20 protein-coding genes are annotated in these 19,510 nt (G+C 69.3%); 15 read left to right on the forward strand and 5 right to left on the reverse strand.

Going from position 1 to position 19,510, the window contains the following annotated elements:
- The first annotated feature begins 108 nt into the window (after nucleotides 1-108).
- From mftF to ACZ7M2_RS36100, 6 genes are all read left to right on the forward strand, one after another.
- Entirely contained in the window at nucleotides 109-1,557 is a 1,449-nt protein-coding gene (mftF, locus tag ACZ7M2_RS36075; RefSeq protein ID WP_471598857.1) for a mycofactocin biosynthesis glycosyltransferase MftF, read from the forward strand.
- Nucleotides 1,558-1,621: 64 nt separating this feature from the next.
- Nucleotides 1,622-2,803 carry an acyl-CoA dehydrogenase family protein gene (locus tag ACZ7M2_RS36080; RefSeq protein ID WP_471598858.1) on the forward strand — a complete coding sequence of 394 codons (1,182 nt, stop codon included), beginning with the start codon at nucleotides 1,622-1,624 and terminating at the stop codon, nucleotides 2,801-2,803.
- 82 nt (nucleotides 2,804-2,885) lie between these two features.
- Nucleotides 2,886-3,626 carry a hypothetical protein gene (locus ACZ7M2_RS36085; protein WP_471598859.1) on the forward strand — a complete coding sequence of 247 codons (741 nt, stop codon included), beginning with the start codon at nucleotides 2,886-2,888 and terminating at the stop codon, nucleotides 3,624-3,626.
- Between the two features lie 307 nt (nucleotides 3,627-3,933).
- The gene (locus ACZ7M2_RS36090) at nucleotides 3,934-5,196 is read left to right on the forward strand and encodes an amidohydrolase family protein (RefSeq protein ID WP_471598860.1); all 1,263 of its coding nucleotides are present in this window, start codon (nucleotides 3,934-3,936) and stop codon (nucleotides 5,194-5,196) included.
- A gap of 172 nt (nucleotides 5,197-5,368) precedes the next feature.
- Nucleotides 5,369-6,571 carry a cytochrome P450 gene (locus ACZ7M2_RS36095; RefSeq protein ID WP_471598861.1) on the forward strand — a complete coding sequence of 401 codons (1,203 nt, stop codon included), beginning with the start codon at nucleotides 5,369-5,371 and terminating at the stop codon, nucleotides 6,569-6,571.
- Between the two features lie 162 nt (nucleotides 6,572-6,733).
- Nucleotides 6,734-8,206 (forward strand): FadR/GntR family transcriptional regulator, encoded by a 1,473-nt coding sequence (locus ACZ7M2_RS36100; RefSeq protein WP_471598862.1) that lies wholly within the window; start codon nucleotides 6,734-6,736, stop codon nucleotides 8,204-8,206.
- Nucleotides 8,207-8,227: 21 nt separating this feature from the next.
- Here the strand turns inward: ACZ7M2_RS36100 and ACZ7M2_RS36105 are convergent, their stop codons facing one another.
- A complete protein-coding gene (locus tag ACZ7M2_RS36105; protein WP_471598863.1) occupies nucleotides 8,228-9,091 on the reverse strand; it encodes a mycofactocin-coupled SDR family oxidoreductase in 864 nt (287 codons plus the stop codon).
- Between the two features lie 153 nt (nucleotides 9,092-9,244).
- Here ACZ7M2_RS36105 and ACZ7M2_RS36110 point away from each other — a divergent pair, with 153 nt between their 5' ends.
- Entirely contained in the window at nucleotides 9,245-9,433 is a 189-nt protein-coding gene (locus ACZ7M2_RS36110) for a ferredoxin (protein WP_471598864.1), read from the forward strand.
- 54 nt (nucleotides 9,434-9,487) lie between these two features.
- On the opposite strand, the gene ACZ7M2_RS36115 is transcribed toward ACZ7M2_RS36110, so the two are convergent.
- The gene (locus ACZ7M2_RS36115; RefSeq protein ID WP_471598865.1) at nucleotides 9,488-10,360 is read right to left on the reverse strand and encodes a VOC family protein; all 873 of its coding nucleotides are present in this window, start codon (nucleotides 10,358-10,360) and stop codon (nucleotides 9,488-9,490) included.
- Between the two features lie 229 nt (nucleotides 10,361-10,589).
- On the opposite strand from ACZ7M2_RS36115, the gene ACZ7M2_RS36120 reads away from it, so the two are divergent.
- Together ACZ7M2_RS36120 and ACZ7M2_RS36125 are read left to right on the forward strand one after the other, a co-directional pair.
- On the forward strand, nucleotides 10,590-11,246 hold the full coding sequence (locus ACZ7M2_RS36120; protein WP_471598866.1) for a TetR/AcrR family transcriptional regulator: 657 nt from the start codon (nucleotides 10,590-10,592) through the stop codon (nucleotides 11,244-11,246).
- 301 nt (nucleotides 11,247-11,547) lie between these two features.
- A complete protein-coding gene (locus ACZ7M2_RS36125; protein WP_471599038.1) occupies nucleotides 11,548-12,303 on the forward strand; it encodes an IclR family transcriptional regulator in 756 nt (251 codons plus the stop codon).
- A gap of 65 nt (nucleotides 12,304-12,368) precedes the next feature.
- On the opposite strand, the gene ACZ7M2_RS36130 is transcribed toward ACZ7M2_RS36125, so the two are convergent.
- The gene (locus ACZ7M2_RS36130) at nucleotides 12,369-13,076 is read right to left on the reverse strand and encodes a TetR/AcrR family transcriptional regulator (RefSeq protein WP_352053451.1); all 708 of its coding nucleotides are present in this window, start codon (nucleotides 13,074-13,076) and stop codon (nucleotides 12,369-12,371) included.
- Nucleotides 13,077-13,260: 184 nt separating this feature from the next.
- Nucleotides 13,261-14,307 (reverse strand): cyclase family protein, encoded by a 1,047-nt coding sequence (locus tag ACZ7M2_RS36135; protein WP_471598867.1) that lies wholly within the window; start codon nucleotides 14,305-14,307, stop codon nucleotides 13,261-13,263.
- 254 nt (nucleotides 14,308-14,561) lie between these two features.
- On the opposite strand from ACZ7M2_RS36135, the gene ACZ7M2_RS36140 reads away from it, so the two are divergent.
- The 6 genes from ACZ7M2_RS36140 to ACZ7M2_RS36165 all read left to right on the forward strand — a co-directional run bounded on the left by ACZ7M2_RS36140 (nucleotide 14,562) and on the right by ACZ7M2_RS36165 (nucleotide 18,644).
- On the forward strand, nucleotides 14,562-14,954 hold the full coding sequence (locus tag ACZ7M2_RS36140; protein ID WP_352053449.1) for a nuclear transport factor 2 family protein: 393 nt from the start codon (nucleotides 14,562-14,564) through the stop codon (nucleotides 14,952-14,954).
- 180 nt (nucleotides 14,955-15,134) lie between these two features.
- Complete coding sequence (locus ACZ7M2_RS36145) at nucleotides 15,135-15,551, forward strand: carboxymuconolactone decarboxylase family protein (RefSeq protein WP_471598868.1); 417 nt, start codon at nucleotides 15,135-15,137, stop codon at nucleotides 15,549-15,551.
- Nucleotides 15,552-15,593: 42 nt separating this feature from the next.
- The gene (locus tag ACZ7M2_RS36150; protein ID WP_471598869.1) at nucleotides 15,594-16,115 is read left to right on the forward strand and encodes an SDR family oxidoreductase; all 522 of its coding nucleotides are present in this window, start codon (nucleotides 15,594-15,596) and stop codon (nucleotides 16,113-16,115) included.
- Nucleotides 16,116-16,133: 18 nt separating this feature from the next.
- Nucleotides 16,134-16,328, forward strand: a complete 195-nt coding sequence (locus ACZ7M2_RS36155) for a ferredoxin (protein ID WP_352053446.1) — start codon at nucleotides 16,134-16,136, stop codon at nucleotides 16,326-16,328.
- Nucleotides 16,329-16,373: 45 nt separating this feature from the next.
- Nucleotides 16,374-17,612, forward strand: a complete 1,239-nt coding sequence (locus ACZ7M2_RS36160; protein ID WP_471598870.1) for a cytochrome P450 — start codon at nucleotides 16,374-16,376, stop codon at nucleotides 17,610-17,612.
- 207 nt (nucleotides 17,613-17,819) lie between these two features.
- Nucleotides 17,820-18,644 (forward strand): SDR family oxidoreductase, encoded by an 825-nt coding sequence (locus ACZ7M2_RS36165; RefSeq protein ID WP_471598871.1) that lies wholly within the window; start codon nucleotides 17,820-17,822, stop codon nucleotides 18,642-18,644.
- 104 nt (nucleotides 18,645-18,748) lie between these two features.
- Here the strand turns inward: ACZ7M2_RS36165 and ACZ7M2_RS36170 are convergent, their stop codons facing one another.
- A complete protein-coding gene (locus ACZ7M2_RS36170; RefSeq protein ID WP_471598872.1) occupies nucleotides 18,749-19,507 on the reverse strand; it encodes an enoyl-CoA hydratase/isomerase family protein in 759 nt (252 codons plus the stop codon).
- Nucleotides 19,508-19,510 lie beyond the last annotated feature (3 nt).

Raw genomic sequence — 19,510 nt, forward strand, 5'->3', positions numbered from 1 at the left:
ACGTTGATGAGGCTTTCCCCGGATGAAAGGGCGCGCCGATGACACTTCCTCCCGGACGGAAGGGCACCCGCCGATGACGCATCCTCCCGGAGGGAAAGGTATCCGCCGATGAGGCTTCCCCTCGGCTTCGTCGTCGAGCTCGACCGGCACACCCGGGTGGTCGACGGCGGCGCGGCCCTCCTCGGCGGATTCCCGACGCGGTTGCTGAGGCTGACCCCGAGGGCGCGCCGGCTGCTCAACGGGCGGAGGCTGCCCGTGCGCGACGCGGCGAGCGGGCTCCTCGCGGACCGGATGCTCGAGACCGGCATGGCCCACCCCGTCGCCGACTCGCTCCCGGCGCCTCCCGACCCCTGGTACACGGTCGTCGTACCCGTCCGTGACCGCCCGCGCCAACTCGACCGGCTGCTGCGGACCATCGGCACCGGCCACCCCGTGATCGTGGTCGACGACGCCTCACTGCGGCCGACGGAGGTGGCCGCAGTCGCCGCCGCGCACGGCGCCCGGCTGGTCGCCCTGGCCGCCAACACCGGGCCCGCCGGCGCGCGCAACGCCGGACTCCGGCTCGTCACCACCCCGTACGTGGTCTTCGCCGACTCCGACATCGTGCTGGAGCCCGACACGGTCCCCACCCTGCTCCGGCACTTCGCCGACCCCCGGGTCGCGGCAGCCGTACCCCGCATCGCCGGTCTGCCCACGGCCGCCCCGACCTGGATCGCCCGGTACGAGAACGCCCGGTCGTCCCTCGACCTCGGCGCCCACCCGGCCTCGGTACGCCCAGGCACCCCCGTCTCCTGGGCCCCCTCCGCGTGCGTCGTGGCGCGGGTCGACGCGCTGGGGGAGGGGTTCGACGAGAGCATGCGGGTCGGGGAGGACGTCGACCTGTGCTGGCGCCTGGTCGCAGCGGGCCGGCGGGTGCGCTACGAGCCGACGGTCCGGGCCGCCCACGAGCACCGCGTGCGCACCCGGGACTGGTTCCTGCGCAAGGCCGTCTACGGTACCGGGGCCCAGCCCCTCGCCGAGCGGCACCCGGAGTTCGTCGCGCCCGCCGTGTTCGCCCCGTGGAGCACGGCGTTCGCCGCCGCGCTGCTCGCCGGGCGGCGTTGGTCCGTTCCGGCAGGGGCGGCCGTCCTCGGCGTCGTCACCGTGCGCATCGCCCGCAGGCTCGACGGCACCCGGCACCCCTACCGGCTGGCCGCGCGGCTCACAGGCAACGGAGCGCTCGCCACCCTGACGCAGACCTCCGCGCTCCTGACCCGCCACTGGTGGCCGCTGACGGCCGTCGGCTGTGCGATCTCCGGCCGGGTACGACGGGCCACAGCGATCGCCGCGGTGGCCGATATCGCACTGGAATACCGACGTGATCAGGCCATGCTCGATCCGCTGCGCTACGGGGTCGCGCGCCGTCTCGACGACCTCGCCTACGGCGCCGGTGTGTGGTTCTCCGCCCTCCGAGGCCGCTCGTCCACCGCCCTGCGACCCCGTGTCACCCGTACCGGCGTACCTGTCCCGGTCAGCGGAAAACGCGCGACGAACGCCGGTCCTGTGCCCCGACACTGAGGTCATTCCGCCGCGGGCGGCGCGGCGATGCGTGTGAGGGACCAGTCACCGGGAGGTGCGCGGAGTGACGCATGAAGTGGTCGGCCGTATCGAGGAATCGGGCCCTGAACTGGCCGCACTCGCCGACGAGAACGAGTCACTCGGCAAGCTGAGCGACCGGACCGTCGAACTGCTGCGTTCCACCGGGGTCATCCGGCTTCTGCAGCCCAAGGAGTTCGGTGGGTTCGCCGCGCATCCCCGGGACTTCGCGGAGGCGGTGATGGCGGTCGCGCGCCACGACGGGGCCGCCGGCTGGGTGAGCGGAGTCGTCGGCGTCCACCCGTGGGAACTGGCCCAGTTGGACCCGCGGCTCGCCCACGAGGTGTGGGACGACGACCCGGACACCTGGATCGCGTCGCCGTACATGCCCAACGGCATCGCCGAGCCGGTGGACGGCGGTTACGTCCTCAGCGGCCGTTGGCCGTTCTCCTCCGGCAGCGATCACTGCCGTTGGGACTTCCTCGGAGCGCTCCTCGGGGACGGCACGGGGAAGCCCGCCGGGCCGATCACCGTGATGCACGTGGTCCTGCCCCGCTCGGACTACGAGATCATCGACGGCACCTGGGACGTGATCGGCCTCGCGGGCACCGGCAGCAAGGACGTCGTCGTCGACAGGGCGTTCATCCCCGAGTACCGCACCATCCGGCAGGAAATGGTCCAGGAGGGGGCGGCCGCCGAGGCGGTCGGACTGACCGACACCCTGTACAAGCTGCCCTTCACCTCGATGTTCCCGCTCGGCATCACGGCCGCGGTCGTCGGCATCTGCGAGGGCGCGCTCGCGCTCCACCTGGCCCAGCAGCGCGACCGGGTCGCGGTGACCGGTGTCCAGGTGCGCGACGATCCCTACGTGCTCTACGCGGCCGGCGAGGCCGCGGCGGAGATCGCCGCCTCACGGGTGCAACTCATCGACGGCATCAGCCGGTTGTACGACCAGGTCGAGGCCGGCAGGCCGGTCACCATCGCGGACCGCGCCGACGTACGGCGCAACCAGGTCCGTTGCGCCTGGCGTGCGGTCTCGGCGCTGGACGAGATCCTCACGAGGTCCGGTGGCAACGCGATCCGCCGCACCAACCCCATCCAGCGGTACTGGCGGGACGCCCACGTCGGACTCCAGCACATGATCCACGTACCCGGCACCGCATACCACGCCAACGCCCTCGCACAGATGGGACTTGAGCTGCCCGCGTCGATGCGCGCCCTGGTGTGAGCGGTGGAGCGGCGCGACCCCGGACGGCGGACGTGGACTCCGTGGCCGGGACCAGATCGGTCGGTAGAAAAGGGAGCCGCAGATGAAGAAAGACCTGCATTTCAGACTGCAACGCGTGTCGGCGTGGTGCGGAGTCATCCTGTTCCTGGGATTCTTCGCGGCCTTCGCCGTGGGGCACCTCACCCCGCCGATGAGTCCGACGGAGAGCCCCGACGACATCGTCACCTTCCTCAAGGACCACCGCACGGGCATCCTCACCTGCGTCGCCCTGATGGTCCTGCTCGTCCCGTTCGAATACCCGTACGTCGTCGTGACGAGCATGCAGCTGCGCCGGGTCGAGGGCGGCTGGGGTCTGCTCTCCATGATCCAGCTCACCACGGGTGTGGTGGCCCCGCTCGGGTTCTTCTTCCCGCTCGCGATCCTGGCCGCCGCGGCCTACCGGCCGGAGATCCACTCCCCGGACGTCCTGTCCGCGATGACCGACACCTTCTGGCTCATGTTCGTGGGCAACGCCTGCATCTTCGTGCTGCAGGTCTGGTCGATCGGGTACGCCGCGTTCATCGACCACCGCCGCGCCAAGCCGGTCTTCCCGCGCTGGTACGGCTGGCTCAGCATGGTGCTGGGGGTGCTGCTCATCCCGGGCGCCTTCGTCTTCCTCAACCAGTCCGGGCCGCTCGCCTGGAACGGACTGCTCGCTTACCTGCTCCCCTCGATCGCGTACGTCTTCTGGAAGATCGCCACGCCGTACGTGCTGCTGAAGGCGATCACGTCCGAGGAACAGGAGCTGGCCGGGACCGAGGCCGATGAACCGGTGACCGTCTAGAACCCGTACCGACGCCTGTGGCCGGGTCCCGCGCCGCCGATCGCGGGGCCCGGCCACAGACGACGTGGGTGGCGCCGGACACTCATCATTTCAGTGTACGTAATTGAATTGGCGAGAGGAGCCGCATGTAGCTACCTACTGGTCAGCAATCTGTCAGGATTCCGGATACTGACATGTTTCCCCTATTCCGTATACTGAATCATTGACTAGACCGGACGGTACAGCTAACTTCGCATCATCCGCGGTGAAGTTCTGCCACGAACGACGAGGTTCGAAAGAGGTACCGTCTGTGTTCAAGGAATTTGTCGTGTCCGGCGACTCGCACATCATCGAGCCGGTCGATCTCTTCAAGTCCCGGCTTCCCCGGCACCTTCGCGAACGGGCTCTGTGGGAAGAGGAGTTCACGCTCGACGAGCCGATCGTCGACGGCGGGCACACCGAGTTCAAGAAGCTGCACACCATCGGCTTCGACGGCTGGACCATCTCCAAGTACCGCCAGCTCGGCGGGGAGACGCCGGACGGCGATCCGGACCACATCATCCGGGACATGAACCTCGACGGCGTCGACGCCTCGGTGATGTTCCCGAACCTGTCGCTGTTCGTCCTGTTCACCGACGACCACGAGCTCTCCATGGCCCACGCCCGCGTCTGGAACGACTATCTCGTCGAGCGGTATCTCCCGTACAAGGACCGGCTGCGTCCGACGGCGGCGATACCGCTCACGAACGTCCCCGAGGCGGTGGCGGAGATCGAGCGATGCGCACGGCTGGGGCTCGGCGCGATCCTGCTGCCGGAGATCCCGCCCCTGCCGTACTTCGCGAGGGAGTATGACCCGGTCTGGGCGGCAGCCCAGGCGCACGGGATGCCGGTGTTCATCCACGTGGCCACCGGCGGGGTGATGGTCAAGGAAGAGGTGTCCGAGACGGCGCTGACCGTCCGGGGGCTGATGACGGCCATGAACATGGGCAAGGGCAACCTGACCGACGACATGGTGGCCGGCCGCACCATGGGCAGCGCGGTGGGGTCGGCAGTGGCCGGTCCCCAGGGCATCGTCGCCAGCCTCGTCGGCGGTGGCGTCTGCGAGCGCTTCCCCGACCTGCACTTCAACCTGATCGAGTACACCGCCGGCTGGCTCGTCTCCTTCATGGGCTACATGGACAAGGCCTGGAAGACCGGCACCGGCCAGGACCCCGACTGGTGGCTCGGCTTCTGGGACGACAGCCGTGCCCCGAGGGAACAGCTCGCCATGGGACGGCTGTTCGCCGTCAACGACCGGTGGCCCTACCCGCTCAAGCCCACCGAGTACGTCCGGCGCCAGATCCATGTGCAGTTCGCGGACGACCCGACGGCCGTGAAGGCCCGTCACATCACCGGCCTCTCGACGGTCATGTGGGGCAACGACTACCCGCACGCGGAAGGGACCTTCCGCAACAGCGCCGAGTGTGTCGCCGAGAACTTCGAGGGAGTCGGCGACGAGGACCGCGCCGCCATCCTCGGCGGCACCCTCGCGAGGGTGGTCGGCTTCGACACGAGCAGGAAGCTGGCTCCTCCGTGGAGCACCTCGCGATAAAGTGACCTTATTTTGCGAACTGAGGCTCCATTGGGCTCAATCTATCGCAGCAATGTCGACAGGAACGAAGAGAGTAGTACACTCTTTTCTGGTTTGCTCGGTGCCGCCTGATACCGGTCGGCCGCACCCGGGCGCATCAGCTCGCGGAACGCGCAGGCCGAGAGGAGCCGACATGAGTACGACACTCGACGAGCCCGACGGAATCTACGAGGGCGCGGCCGCCTACGACTTCGACAACCGCCTCGGCGGCCCGGTCCTCAGCCACCAGGAGCGCTGGGACGAGATGGCCGGTACCCACTCCGGGTTCCGCAGCACCGTCGCCCGGGGTTTCTGGGTCGTCACGGACGGCCCGGCCGTGCAGCAGGCACTCCAGGACTGGCGGACGTTCTCCAGCAAGTCGGTGACGGTGCTCGATCCGGACCCGAAGTTCCTCTGGATCCCCGAAATGCTGGACCCGCCCACGCACGGTGTGTGGCGGCGCCTCCTGGGCCGCTACTTCTCCCCGGGTGCCGTGGCCGCCCGGGAACCAGAGGTCCGCCGGATCGCGGCGGAGATGATCGACGCGCTGAAGGACCGCGACGGCGGCGACGTGCTCGACGAGTTCGCCCGCCGCTTCCCGACCCTGGTCTTCATGCGCCTGATGGGCCTGCCCGAGGAGGACCTGTCCACCTTCCTCGCATGGACTCGGGAACTGCTGCACCTCTCCCACGGCGAGGACCCGGACGGCGCCCGCCAGATGACCGCCATGCGGGAGGTGTCGGTCTACTTCGAGGAACAGATCGCCCTGCGCCGCAGGACACCGCTCGACGACCTGCTCTCCCATGCCATGACCTGGACGATCGACGGCGAGCCGATCAGCGACCGGGACATGCACGCCTTCTGCCTCCTGATGTTCCAGGCCGGCTTCGACACCGTGCCGATCTCCATCGGCTGGGCGCTGTACCACTTCTCCACGCACCCGGAGCAGCGCGCGGAGATCGTCGCCGACCCCTCGCTGATCCCCACCGGGGTCGAGGAGATCCTGCGCGTCTACTCGTTCGTCGTCCCGGCCCGCAAGGCGACCCAGGACGTGGAGGTCGGCGGCTGCCCGGTCAGGGCGGGCGAGATGGTGATGCTCCCGCTCGCGGTCACCAACCGCGACCCCGGCCGCTACGAGAACCCGCGCGAGGTGGACCTGCACCGCAAGGCCACCAACCACATCGCGTTCGGCTCCGGCCCGCACCGCTGCCTCGGCTCGCACCTCGCCCGCCTCGAACTCAACGTGGCGGTCGAGGAGTGGCACCGGCGCATCCCGGACTACCGGATCGTGCCCGGTCAGGAGCTGTGGCAGCACGGCAACATGTACGGCATCAAGTCCCTCCGGCTGGAGTGGTGAACGCCCGGCGCGGACCCCGGGGAGTCCCGTCGGCGGTGCCGTCGCGGCAGACGCCACGGCGGAATCAGTGCCCCGATCACGGCACCGGATGCCTGTTTCCCGCCCCTTGACGCAGGTGGTGAATAGACTGGGGATCCGCAATATTCCCCAGAGGAGCTGGCCATGGCGACTGCCGTCGACCGCGAATCCGCCGGCGGCGAGACGGACGTCCCGGTCGGCAAGCTGGCCGCGCAGACCGCGCAGCGCATCGAGGCGGAGGTCATTCGCCGGGGCTGGCCCGTCGGTGAGTCGCTGGGCTCCGAGGGTGAGCTGCGGGAGCGGTTCGGGGTGAGCCGCGCGGTGCTGCGCGAGGCGGTGCGGCTGGTCGAGCACCACCAGGTCGCCCGGATGCGGCGCGGCCCCGGCGGCGGCCTCATCGTCTGCGCGCCCGACGCGGGACCGGCGACCCGGGCCATGGTGATCTACCTCGAATACGTCGGCACCAGCGTGACCGACCTGCTCCAGGCCCGCCTGCTCCTCGAACCGATCGCCGCCGGCCTGGCCGCCGACCGGATCACCGAAGAGGGCATCAGCACGCTCCGGGCCACCCTCGACTTCGAACTCGAGCACTGGGACGCCCCGTCGGTCCATTCGCAGGATCCGCTGCACCCGATGCTCGGCCGCCTGTCGGGCAACCCGGTGCTGCACCTGTTCATCGATGTACTGACCCGCCTCACCGCCCGCTACGCGCACACCTCACGGCGTCTGTCCAAGGCGGAGACGTATGCGGCGAAGGAGGTCTCGCACCGCGAGCACCGTGCCGTCGTGGACGCCGTCATCGCCGACGGCGGCGCCCGCGCGCAGGCCGAGCTGACCGCTCATCTGGAGTCGGTGGCCGCGTGGATCGAGAAGCACCGGGTCCGCCGCGGGCCGCGCATCTCGGGGAACGTGGTCGAGCCCGAACTCGCCGAGGGATCACGGGCCAAACTCGCCGAAGTCGTGGCCGCCCGGATCCACGACGACATCGCCGCACGCGGCTGGCAGGTCGGCACGGTCCTGGGCTCGGAGGCGGATCTGTTGGCCCGCTACGAGATCAGCCGGGCCGTCCTGCGGGAGGCCGTACGGCTCCTGGAGTACCACTCGGTCGCCCGGACGCGCCGCGGTCCCGGCGGAGGGCTGATCGTCACCGAACCCGAACCGCAGGCCAGTGTCGACACGATGGCGCTCTTCCTGGAGTACCAGGGCGTCGCCGCCGACGATCTGAGGATCGTCCGCAACGCCATCGAACTCGGCATCGTCGCGAAGGTGACCGCCCGGCAGGTCGCGGGGGACCCGGAGGTCGCCGAACGCCTCGGGAAGGCCGTCCGCTGGACCGTCGAGGGCCCGCCCGACGACCCCCGCAAGGCCGACCTCTTCCACTCCGAACTGGCGGCCCTGGCCGACAATCCGGTGCTGTCGCTCTTCCTCGCCATCATCACCGAGCTGTTCCGCCGGCACGCTTCCGGACACGACCGGCAGCTGCCCGGGGACACGGCCGCCGACGAGGTCCGCGACGTCCACCAGCGCATCCTCGACGCGATCGTGCAGGGAGACGCCGGGATGGCCCGCCATCGGATGCGCCGGCACCTCGACGCGCTGATCCCCTGGTGGCACTGATGCAACGGAACCGAACGGCCCTCAGAACGTGGGAGGTTGCGGACGCCTCTTGACGTATCCGGCGGCGTCCACGCGCATCTGCATGCCGGACACGTAGCGGGACTCGTCGGAGACGAGGAACAGCACGGTCTCGGCGATGTCCTCCGGCTCCACATAGGGGATGCCGAAACCCGTCGTCGCGGGGAAGGCGGGCAGGGCGTCCTCGCGGCTCGGGTTCTCAAGATCGGGGCGAAACGTCCGGTACATGAGGTCGCTGTTGAGCATGTCGGTGTTGACATTGGTGGGATGCAGCGCGTTGACCCGGATCCGCCGGGGCGCCAGCACCGTCGCCAAGTCGTGGACGAACGCGGCAACTTGGCGCTTCGCCAGCGAATAGCCCAGCCCTCCGGGCCCGTTGGCCGGGTTGTCGGTGGTGGCCGGGGTCAGCCCGGCGAGCGATCCGGTGGCGACGATCGAGGCGCCGTCGGGCAGATGGGGCAGCGCCGCGTCGACGGCGTGCACGACACCGTTGAAGTCGACGGTGACCGCGTCGAGGAAGGCCTGCGCGGTCCGGTCAGGCCCCAGCGGGCAGATCCCGGCCTGGGCGACGACGGCGTCGAGCCGCCCCAGCTCGGCCACCCCCTCGGCCACGGCCGCCCTGAGCGCGGCCGGATCCCGTACGTCCGCCTTGCGGGCGACGATGCGCCGGCCGAGCTTCTCGACCGCCCGCACCGTTTCCACGAGGTCCTTCTCGGTGGCCAGCGGATAGCCATTGGTGGCGATGTCCTCGCAGAGGTCCACGGCGACGATGTCGGCGCCCTCCGCGGCGAGCCGGATCGCCTGGGCCCGGCCCTGACCCCGCGCGGCTCCCGTGATGAAGACGGCCTTGCCCTGTACCCGACCCATGGGGTCTCCTTCAGCTGAAGAAAAGAGTATCCTGAATATGGAATTCGGGGCGGCGTGGCACCCGAAGATCGCCGCCCTATATGGGAGTTTGCCGATTGCTCTCGGTTGATTGGGAGTGTTCAGTGCACACAATGCGGGAAGCGGAGTTGGCATATGAAGATCACCATTGACACGGCGGCGTGCTCCGGTCACGCCCGGTGCGCGGCGGCGGCGCCGCAGCTCTTCCGCCTGGACGACGACGGCTACGCGGTGCCCTACGACGCGGAGGTTCCGGAAGCACTCGAGAACGCGGCCCGCGACGGGGAAACGGCCTGCCCGGAACGGGCTGTCACCGTCCGGTGAACACGGCTGAGCCCCGCGGCCCGTCGGCCGCGGGGCTCACCCATGCCCGTGGGCTCAGCCGGCAGGCTGCGGTGGCGGCGTGAAGTGGTGGCCCCAGAAGGCCCCGTCCGTGATCTCGTACACGGGCACCGGCTCCGGCACCTTCAGGCCGTTCCAGCCGAACTCGACGGCGTAGTTCTCCGGCGACCAGACGTAGAACGACACCATGTGGTCATTGGTGTGCTTGCCGAGCGAGTGCATCATCGGCACCTCGTACGTGGCCGCCCGGTCGAGAGCGCGTCCCACGTCGTCCAGGGTCACGGCCTCCACCATGAAGTGGAGCAGCCGCCCGGGACCCGGCATCGGGGTCACACCGAGCGTGTGGTGCCGCGGATTGCACCCCATGAACCACGTCGTACCACCGGGTGACCGCATCGTGTTCCGCTCGATGAAGCCGAGGACGTTCACGTAGAAGTCGAACGTGGTCCGCGCGTCCTCGGCGGAGATGATCGCGTGTCCGAATCCCATGTCACCGGTGACGAACTTCGAGACGAGCGGCGTCTGCACGGGCACATGGTCCAGGACGGTGCCGTAGAACAGCTCGACCGGGTTCCCGCCCGGGTCGTTGAACTTGACGAAGCCCGTCACCTTCCGATCCGCCGCCTCGGCCTCCGTGCCGACGGTCACCTTGATCCCCGCCTTCTCGACGTCGGCGACCAGACGCGCCAGCTCCCGCTCGTCGAGAACCTCGAAGCCCAGCGCCGTCATCCCGCTCTGGGCCCCCGGAGAGACCACGATACGGGCCGGGTAGTCGTCCATCCTGAAGGACAGGGACTCGGCATCACCGCCCTCGACCTGCATCAGGCCGAGGAAGTCGGCTCCGAAGGCCTTCCACTTGTCGAGGTCGTTGGACTCCAGACGCAGGTACCCGAGTGAGCGAACGCCCATCAGGTCCTCCCCTCACATTGGTCAGATCCGGGGCGGCCCGTCGGGCCCCCGGTATCGCTACGTCTGCGACGGTAGACAGCCCGATACCGCCGCTGCCGGGGCCGTCCCACTGATCGGGAGGGACACGGCGACCAGTACGCCCCGGTGGGACGGTGGCCCTCCTGACGCGCCCGGAGGCCGGCTGAGAGCCGACGGCGGCCGCATCCGGCGCACGGCGGAGAGGGAAAGAGTGGCGAGACCCGTAGCGGTACGACGGCCCGCGGCGCCGATATCGAGCCGTCAGGCCGCCCGCCGGGTCCGCATCCTGCGTGCCGCGTCCGATCTCGGCACACGCGAGGGACTGGCGAGCGTGCAGATGCACGACGTGGCCAAGGAAGCCGGCGTCGCGATCGCCACGCTGTACCGCTACTTCCCGTCCAAGCCGTACTTGTTCCTGGCGGTGCTCGAGTGGCACATCGAGCAGTTCCTGGGCGACCGCGACCGCGACCGCGACCGCGACCGCGACCGCGACCGTGACGGCGACGGCGACGGCGGTCCGGGGGCCTGCGAGGCGGTGGACACCGGCACCGAGGTGGGCGAGATGCTCGTCGCGCTCAGCGGCAAGCTGCTGGGGAGCCGGCTGCTGGCCTCGGCGGTGGCGCTGTCGTCGTTCACGGAATACACGAGCGTCGTCCCGACGCGGATCGACATCGTGGAGAGCGCGCTGGGCCAGAGACTCCTGCGTGTACTCGCGGGCCGTGTGGATGCGCGGACCGAGCGCAGCAGGGTGCGGCTGCTCGTCTACAACTGGTGGGGCGTGTTCGTGGCCATGCTGACCGAGGAGATCTCCACCGAGCAGGGCAACGCGGACCTGCGGCTGGCCGCGCGGCTGATCACGATGCCGTGAGAGGCGGACGACGGCATCGCCCGGGACATCGCTCCCGGTCGACTACCACCTGATGGACCGCTGCGGGAGGGGGTTTCCCGGTGAGCGGTACATTTTTTTGCGTTCGCCGAATAATAGACCAACTACCCTAATGAGTCGGTGCATGACTCTTTCTTCACGGCCGACGGCGTTGGTAGTTTGACGTCGGCGTCGAACTAGAATTGATTTCAGTTTGAGCAGAGAGGCACCGACGATGACGTCTGCCCTTCGCCTGAGCGTGCGTGCAACCGAGGCCGACGGCCATGCGCTGCCTCCGTCGATGATGGAGCGCGTGACACTGATCATGGATCTCTTCGAACGTCCGCAGACCCACCTGACGCTCGAAGCGGTGTCCCGTCGGACACATCTGCCCCGCTCGACGACTCATCGGATACTCGACCAACTGGTCCGGCTGGACTGGCTGCGCCACACGGCGGCCGGATACACGCTGGGACCCCGGGCGCTCGGTCTGGGCGGCCGGGAGATCGGCCACAGCGCGCTGCGGGCCGCTGCCGCACCGCACCTGCTGGATCTGGCGGTGCGCACCAGAATGGTCGTCCACCTGGCCGTGCTGGACGGGCCGGAGATCTACTACCTGGACAAGGTGGGTGGCCGGGCCGCGGTGGACATACCGTCCAAGGTCGGCGGCCGGGCGGTCGCGCACTGCACCGGGCTCGGCAAGGCCATGCTGGCCTGGCTCCCGCCGGAGGAGATCGACGCCCGGTACACGCAGGCGATGGAGCGCCGTACCCCGCACAGCATCGGCCGCCTCGACGAGCTGCACCGTGAACTCGGCCTGGTACGGCGCCGCAACGGACTGGCGATCGACCGGGGGGAGTGCTTCCCCGATCTCGGCTGCGTCGGCGTCGCGCTGCGCGGCCCCGAAGGGCCTCTCGGCGCGATATCGGTGGTCGGGGACGGCCGTTCCGCACTGGAACTCGTGGCTCCGCTGGTGGTCAACGCGGTGCGGGCCGTCTCCGATGATCTGTTCGCGGCCCCGCGGCCGGAACGCCGGGACATGCCGGAGCTGGTCGGCTAGCGTCCCGGCCCGCCGGCCGCAGCGGTCCGTTCCGCGGCGACCACCCGGGTCGGGGCCTCGACAGGTCAGCCGGCGGCGGGGACCCGTTCCCACCCCGACTCGGGGTCGAGCGACAGGCCGGGGTGGTCCCGCTTGAACTCCTCGGCCTGCTCCTCGATCTTCGGCAGGGCATGGTCCGGCGCACCGAATCCGCGGAACAGAGTCCCGCAGTACTCGCGGGAGAGGAACGCCGCGTCCCACTCTCCGTCCGGGTTCACCCATTGGTAGGTGTGGTTGTGCAGGTTGAGGAACTGCAAGGTGGCCAGCCGCGGCGGCATCGTCCGGAAGACGTGCTGTTCCATGGCTTCCGAGAGCAGCCCCGAGATCACCTGCTCGAAGTCGGAACGCTGTCCCAGCAGGGTCTTGAGCTCCTCGCCGCTGAGCGAGCGGTAGTCGTGCTCGTAGACCCAGATGTGGTCGAGCCTGCGGAAGATGATCGTCAGCAGTGACTCCGACAGCAGACGCAGCCGCAGCAGGGGGCCGGCGTCGAGCGCGGCGATCTGCCGGGCGCGGGCGAGCAACGGGCCCATCACCCGGGACTGGATCTCGACCAGCAGGTTCTCCTTGGACCCGATGTAGTAGTACAGGGCGCCCTTGGCGAGCCCGACCGCACTTCCCAGGTCGTTGATCGAGGTCGCCGCGTAGCCCTGCTGCGCGAACAGCGACGCCGCGATGTCGATGATCTTCTGGCGTCTGACCTCGAAGCCCGGTCCGTGGCCCGGCGGTCGTGGCATTGGTTCTCTCCCCGCTCGACGTGACGACGTGTCGATTGAAACAGGCTCCCGCAGCCCGCGTCGAACAGCCCTCGGCACATTCGGGGGAAGTGAACCCAAAGTGCCTTCCTCCCCACGGCGCGGACGGGGCCCCGGGACCAAAGTCCCGGGGCCTCTTCTGTGAGTCGCAGCCGTCGGGGTGGTGTCAGACGGTGGCGACGGGTGTGAGGGGGCTTCCTTGTGTGCCGGGGAGGTTGAGGGGTGGTGCGGTGAGGAGGAAGCGGCTGCGGTGGTGCTCGCGGAGCCAGGCGGCGAGGTCGTGCAGGTACCAGAGTTCACCGAGCGGGACGCCGAGTTTGAAGAGGCAGAGGTGGTGGATCGGCAGCAGTGTGTGCGGGCCCTGCGCCTGCGTGACGCCCACGCCCTCGACCGCGTAGTTGTCCGAGATCAGCGCCGAGATCTGCGACTCGGCGATCCATTCGAGCAGGTCCGGGTCGTCCGCGTCGAGATAGGCGGCCGTCTGGTGGATCGCCACCGGGTCCGGGTTCTTCTCCCAGGCGAGGATCTGGGTGGCGAAGCCGGTGTGGAGGAGAAGCATGTCTCCGGGCTCCACGACCACGTTGTCCGCGGCCATGATGTCCTGGAGCTGCTTCAGGTTGACGGGCTGGTAGCCGGTGCCGAGGTGGTGGGCGATGTCGATGAGGACACCCCGGCCCTGGACCCCGTGTTCCGCCATCTTCTCCAGACCGAGGTGGCGGGCGAAGCTGAGGCTCCCGCTACCGTCCCCCTTGGCATCCTCCTGCGGCCCGACGAGGTCGGTGCCCGCCCGGTAGCCGTTGTAGTAGACCGGCTCGGCGACCCCGTCACCGTCCGCGTCGAACTCGGCGCCCTGGTGGGCGAGCGAGTCCCACTGGGTCGAGTACTGCAGCCACAGGGTCACGACGTCGTCCGACCAGACGTCGATCAGGGAGGGGTCGATCTGCTCACGGGCGACGACGTTGTAGAAGACGTCCTGGGTGTGGGCGAGGTCTTCGGTGGGGCGCAGGATGGGCGGGTAGCGGCGCTGGTTCATGGCCGACCCGCCGGGATAGTCGAGCGGCAGGCTCAGACTGAAGCTGATCCCGTGCTCGACCTCGCGCACGCCCTGAAGGACCTTCTCGGGGGTGAGCAGGTTGATACGGCCCAGCTCGTCGTCCTCACCCCAGTCGCCCCACGTCGAACCCGGCGGACGCTGCTTCCAACGCTTCGTCACGATAAACGCCTCCTCTGGTGACAGTCCCGGTACCGGCCGTCGGCATGCTAATAAGATTGTACCGATCGGTCAACAAGAAAAGTTGCTTGCGGATAACCCTCCCTTTGGGTCCGTGGCATCAATAGACTGTGTGTTCAAAATATGGGTTCGGGGTATGGGTCGCGGCTGCTGCGACGACTCTTGACCACCCTGCGGGGCGTAACCGCACATCCCTGAACCACTCCACCCCTGAACTGCCCTGGGAGAGAAGACCGATGACCATTTCCGCCGAAGCCGCACTGGCCGGTGTGCAGGCCACCATCGCCGCCTACGCCCAAGCCATCGATGCCGGCCGCACCGAGGTCATTCCCGACCTCTTCACCGAGGACGGCGTCGCCGAGATCGTGGGCCAGGGAACCTTCGAGGGCCGGGAGGCCATCCGCAAGGTCTATGGGGCGTTCACGCCGCAGGGCCCGCAGCTGCACCTCGTCGGCAACACCCTGCTCACCTCGCCGCCCGGCGACGAGGTGACCGCCAGCAGCAACCTGGTGTTCTTCGTGCGCGGCGAGGAGGGCTGGGCGGTGCAGCTCGTGGGGACCTACGAGGACACGCTGGTCCGCGTCGGTGACGCGTGGAAGTTCCGCAAGCGGGTCACGACGTTCAACTGACGCGGCTGGGGAGGCGACCGCCCTCCGATGGGACGTCGGTCGCCGCTCCCGCGTGTGTCGCTGTCTCGTCGGCGACGGCAGCGCGACGCGATGGGATCGACGAAGAGCATTGATTGTACCGACCGCTTGAATTAACTTTCGCTCTGGCGAACCACACAAGGCCGTGTAGAGGAGTCGCGTATGGCACCCAAGGACGTCCAGGAACCCGCCGAAGCGGTGTCCGGGGCCCCCGACGATCTGCGAGCCGCCGGCTGGAAGGCCATGCGTGCGGCCCTGCCGGGGGTCTTCCCGGAAGAGGACGTCGACCTGCGGGACGGCCGTCTCGGCGAGGAGCTCGTCGACATCGGCTTGACCGCTGTCTGGGGTGCGCTGTGGGGCCGCGAGGGCCTCAGCCCCCGGGACCGCAGCCTGGTCACGCTGAGCGTGCTGATCGCGCTGCGCGCCGAGACAGAACTGAAGACCCACGCCCGGATCGCACTCACCAACGGGCTGACCAAGGACGAGATCGCCGAGGTCCTCTACCACGCCGGGGGATACGCCGGTTTCCCCGCCGCGGTGTCGGCCCGGACCGCGGTGCGCGAGGCGCTGGGCGAATAGCGGTTCCGAACGGCATCCGAACCAGGTGAACAAGGCGCACGCATGTCACAGGAGGGAAGGGTCGCTGTTGTTACCGGTGGCGCCCGTGGTGTTGGGCAGGCTGTCGCGGCCGTGCCGGCCGCCCGGATCCGTCGGGAGCTGGGGTCCGTCGCGATCCTTGTCAACAACGCTGGGGTCACCGCCTGTCAGCCTTTCGTGAGCATGGGTGAGGACGCGTGGGACCGGATGATCGGCATCAATCTGAAGGGGCCGTTCCTGGTCACCAGGGAACTGGTGCCCGATGACACCCCGCTCGCGCGTCAGGGGCCCGTGGACATCGACGCCGCCGCGGCGCACCTGCCGAGGAAGCGGGCCGGACGGCCGCAGGACGTCGCCTACGCGGTGGCGTATCTCGCCTCGGAGGAGGCCGGTTACGTCACCGGCCAGACCCTCAGCACCCAACGGCGGACGCCACCTGGTCTGAGCCGGCGGTCCGGCTTCCGGGCTCCAGGTGCCCGGCTTCCTCCCGTCGCAGGCCGAGTGGACGTCGGCGACGCCTTCGAGTCCGCCGCCCCGACCCACTGAACGATCTGGAGAGATCCCATGAAGGTTGTCGTCGACGAAGAGAAATGCGTCGCGGCCGGACAGTGCGTGGCGGCCGCCGCGGACGTGTTCGACCAGCGTGAGGACGACGGAATCGTCGTCCTGCTCAACGAGAAACCGTCGGCGGAACTGGCCGACGACGTCCGCAACGCGGCCGCGGTCTGCCCCGCCCTGGCCATCCGCATCGAGGAATAGCGCGTCCCGAGCCTGCCCCTTCCCCCCACCACCGTAGGAGAACCCATGGCCCAGGCAGAGGCCCGACCCGCCCCTGACGAGCAGGTCTACTACTACCAGGACGACCGCGACGCCAAGTGCCCCTTCGCCCCGCCGCCCGGTCTGCGCGCCCTGAACGAGAAGGCCCCCGTCTCCCGGGGGCGGATCTGGGACGGCAGCACCCCCTGGCTGGTCACAGGCCACGCCGCACAGCGCGCCATCCTGTCCGACCCCCGGGTGAGTTCGGACGACAAACGGCCGGGATTCCCGTACCCCAACAAGGCCATGGCCGAGAACGCCCATCACCATCCGCTGACCGTCTTCAACGCCGACGGCACCGACCACGCGCGGATCCGCCGCATGATGACACGCCCCTTCACCCGGCCCCGGATGGAGGCCCTGCGGCCGGAGATCCAGAAGTTCACCGACGACCTCATCGACAAGATGCTCGCCGGTCCCAAGCCGGTGGACCTGGCCACCGCGCTGTCGCTGCCGCTGCCCTCGCTGATGATCTGCGCGCTGCTCGGAGTGCCGTACGAGGACCACGAGTTCTTCCAGAAGCACGGCTCCGTCGCCACCCGGAGCGACAAGACCGCGGAGGAGGACCGGCAGGCGAACGAAGCGCTCGGCGGCTATCTCGCCGGAATGCTCCAGAAGAAGATGGAGGAGCCCACCGAGGACGTCCTCTCGGACTTCGCCGTGCGCATCAAGGACGGCGACCTCACCCTTCCCGAAGCCACCCTGCTCTGCATGATCCTGCTCATCGCCGGTCATGAGACCAGCGCGACCATGATCACGCTGGGTACCGCCCTGCTGCTGGAGAACCCCGGGCAACTGGCGCGGCTGCGCGAGATCGAGGACTCGAAGGACGCCGCGCCCGCGGTCGAGGAGATCCTCCGATACCTGACCGTCGCTATGTTCGGGCAACGGCGCATCGCCGCAGAGGACTTCGAGTTCGAGGGCGTGCGGATCAAGGCCGGCGACGGCATCGTCGTCCCGCTGCCCGCCGGCAACTGGGACCCGGAGGCGTTCCCCGAGCCGGAGAACCTCGACCTCACCCGTGACTCCCGCCACCACCACGCCTTCGGCTGGGGCATCCACCAGTGCCTCGGCCAGCAACTCGCCCGTATAGAACTCCAGGTCGTCTACAGCACCCTCTACCGGCGCATCCCCACTCTGCGCCTGGCGGTCGACCGCGACGAACTCGCGTTCCGTCCCGCCGACGCGCTCGCGTTCGGCATCCGTGAGCTGCCGGTCACCTGGTAGGCGACGCAACCGCCTCTCCGTGTGGGGGGGGTACGCCGGGGTGCAGCGGGCTGCACCCCGGCTCGGGGAGATCGCTCCCTCGTGGCGGAGGGGGGATCGACGCCGCGGCCGACGGGCCGAAGAACGTGTGCACGTCGTGATGCCCGTGCGCCGGGTCACTCGCGAGACACTCGTCCTGTGACGAGTGTCTCTGGTGAGGAGTGACGCATGACCACAGTGGGGATCGCCACCGGCGTCGGGCGCGGGACGGGCGAGGCATGCGCGAAGCGCCTGGTGGACATGGTGGACGTGCTGTTGCTCGCCGACCGTAGTGAAGCGGCCGCGGCCGCGATGGCCAAGGACCTGTCCGGACACGGCGGGAGCACGGCCGTCGAGCCGCTCGGGGTGGACGTCACCGACCGGGACGACCTCGCACGGCTCGCCGGACGCGTCAGTGAACTCGGCACGCTGAGGGCCGTCGCGCACGCCGAGAACGTGCCGCCGGAGGAAGCCGACTGGCGCCGGATCCTCGAGGTCGACTTCGTCTCGGCCGCGCTCGTCGCCGAGGTGCTCCGCCCGCTGGCCACCGTCGGCACGGCCTTCGTGTACTTCGCCTCGGTGTCTCCGCTGATCGCTCACATCGACCCCGATCCGGCGGTCGCCGCCGTCCTGGACACCGCGCTGGAGGGCGACTTCCTCGTCCGGCTCCGGGACGCGATCGGCCCGGCCGTCGAGGATTCGGCGTGGGCGTATCCGTGGGCCACGTACGGCGTGCACCGCCTCGCCCGTGCGGAGGCGGTGCGGCTGGGGCCGACGGGAGCCCGTGCGTGCTCCGTGTCGCCCGGCGCCATCGACACGCCCGAGACACGGATGGAGGCGGCGCGGTACGAGTCGGTCCGGCAGCTGATCCGGCGCACGCCGCTGAGCCGCACCGGCCGGTGCGAGGAGGTCGCCGCCGTCGCCGCGTTCCTGCTCTCGGACGAGGCGAGCTTCGTGAACGGCGTCGACATCGTCGTCGACGGTGGCCTGTACGCGGCCGTACAGGACGACTGACGCCAGCCGGGTCCACAGCGAGCTCGCCCGCACGGCCGCACGGCGCATGCGGGCGTGCGGCGCATGCGGGCGTGCGGCGCATGCGGGCTGAACCGTAAGCGGGCTCAGCTCTGATAGGGCTTGTCGGCCAAGGTCAGTCCTTCCAGGGCCATGCCCAGCGTCGTACCCTCGTCCAGCCGTCGGGCGAGCCGCTGTCGGAGCGCCAGCGGCGTGAGGCGCAGCAGCAATGAGGGCTTGGAGGCCAGCTGTTCGGCCAGCGTCAGCGCGCGGGGGAGAACCTCCGCGAAGGGGACGACCTCGTTGACCATGCCCAGCTGGAGAGCCTCGTCGGCCTGGATCACCTGCTGGGTCAGGGCCGCGTACCGCGCCCGGTTGATGCCGAGGAGCTCCTCCCAGACGACATGGACGCCGTCTCCCGGTACGACCTCGCCCGCGAGGTGGGGGAAGTCCTGGAAGTGCGCGGTGTCCGAGGCGATCGTGATATCGCCGAGCAGGACCCACTCCGAGTGGAAAGTGGCCGGTCCGTTGATCGCCGCGATGATCGGCATCGGGAGATCGACCAGGGCTCGGAGCACCTGGCGGCCTTCCCAGTAGATATCGTCCCAGTTGAGCGGCTTGAACACCTGGCGATCGACCGTCATGTCCATCTCGGTCATGAAACGGTCGCCGGCGCCCGTGAGGACCAGGACCCGGTTCTCCCGGTCGTCGGCGATCTCCCTCAGGACGCGGGGGAAGTCGCGGTGGATCCGCACGCTGAGAGCGGCGGGCCCACCGCCGTTGTGGAGCCGCAGGGTCAGGACTCCGTTCTTGGTGCGTTCGAGGGCGAAGTCCGGGAAGCCGTCGAAGTAAGCCGGGGTCTCCATTCG

The organism is Streptomyces sp. NPDC111507 (assembly GCF_055638955.1).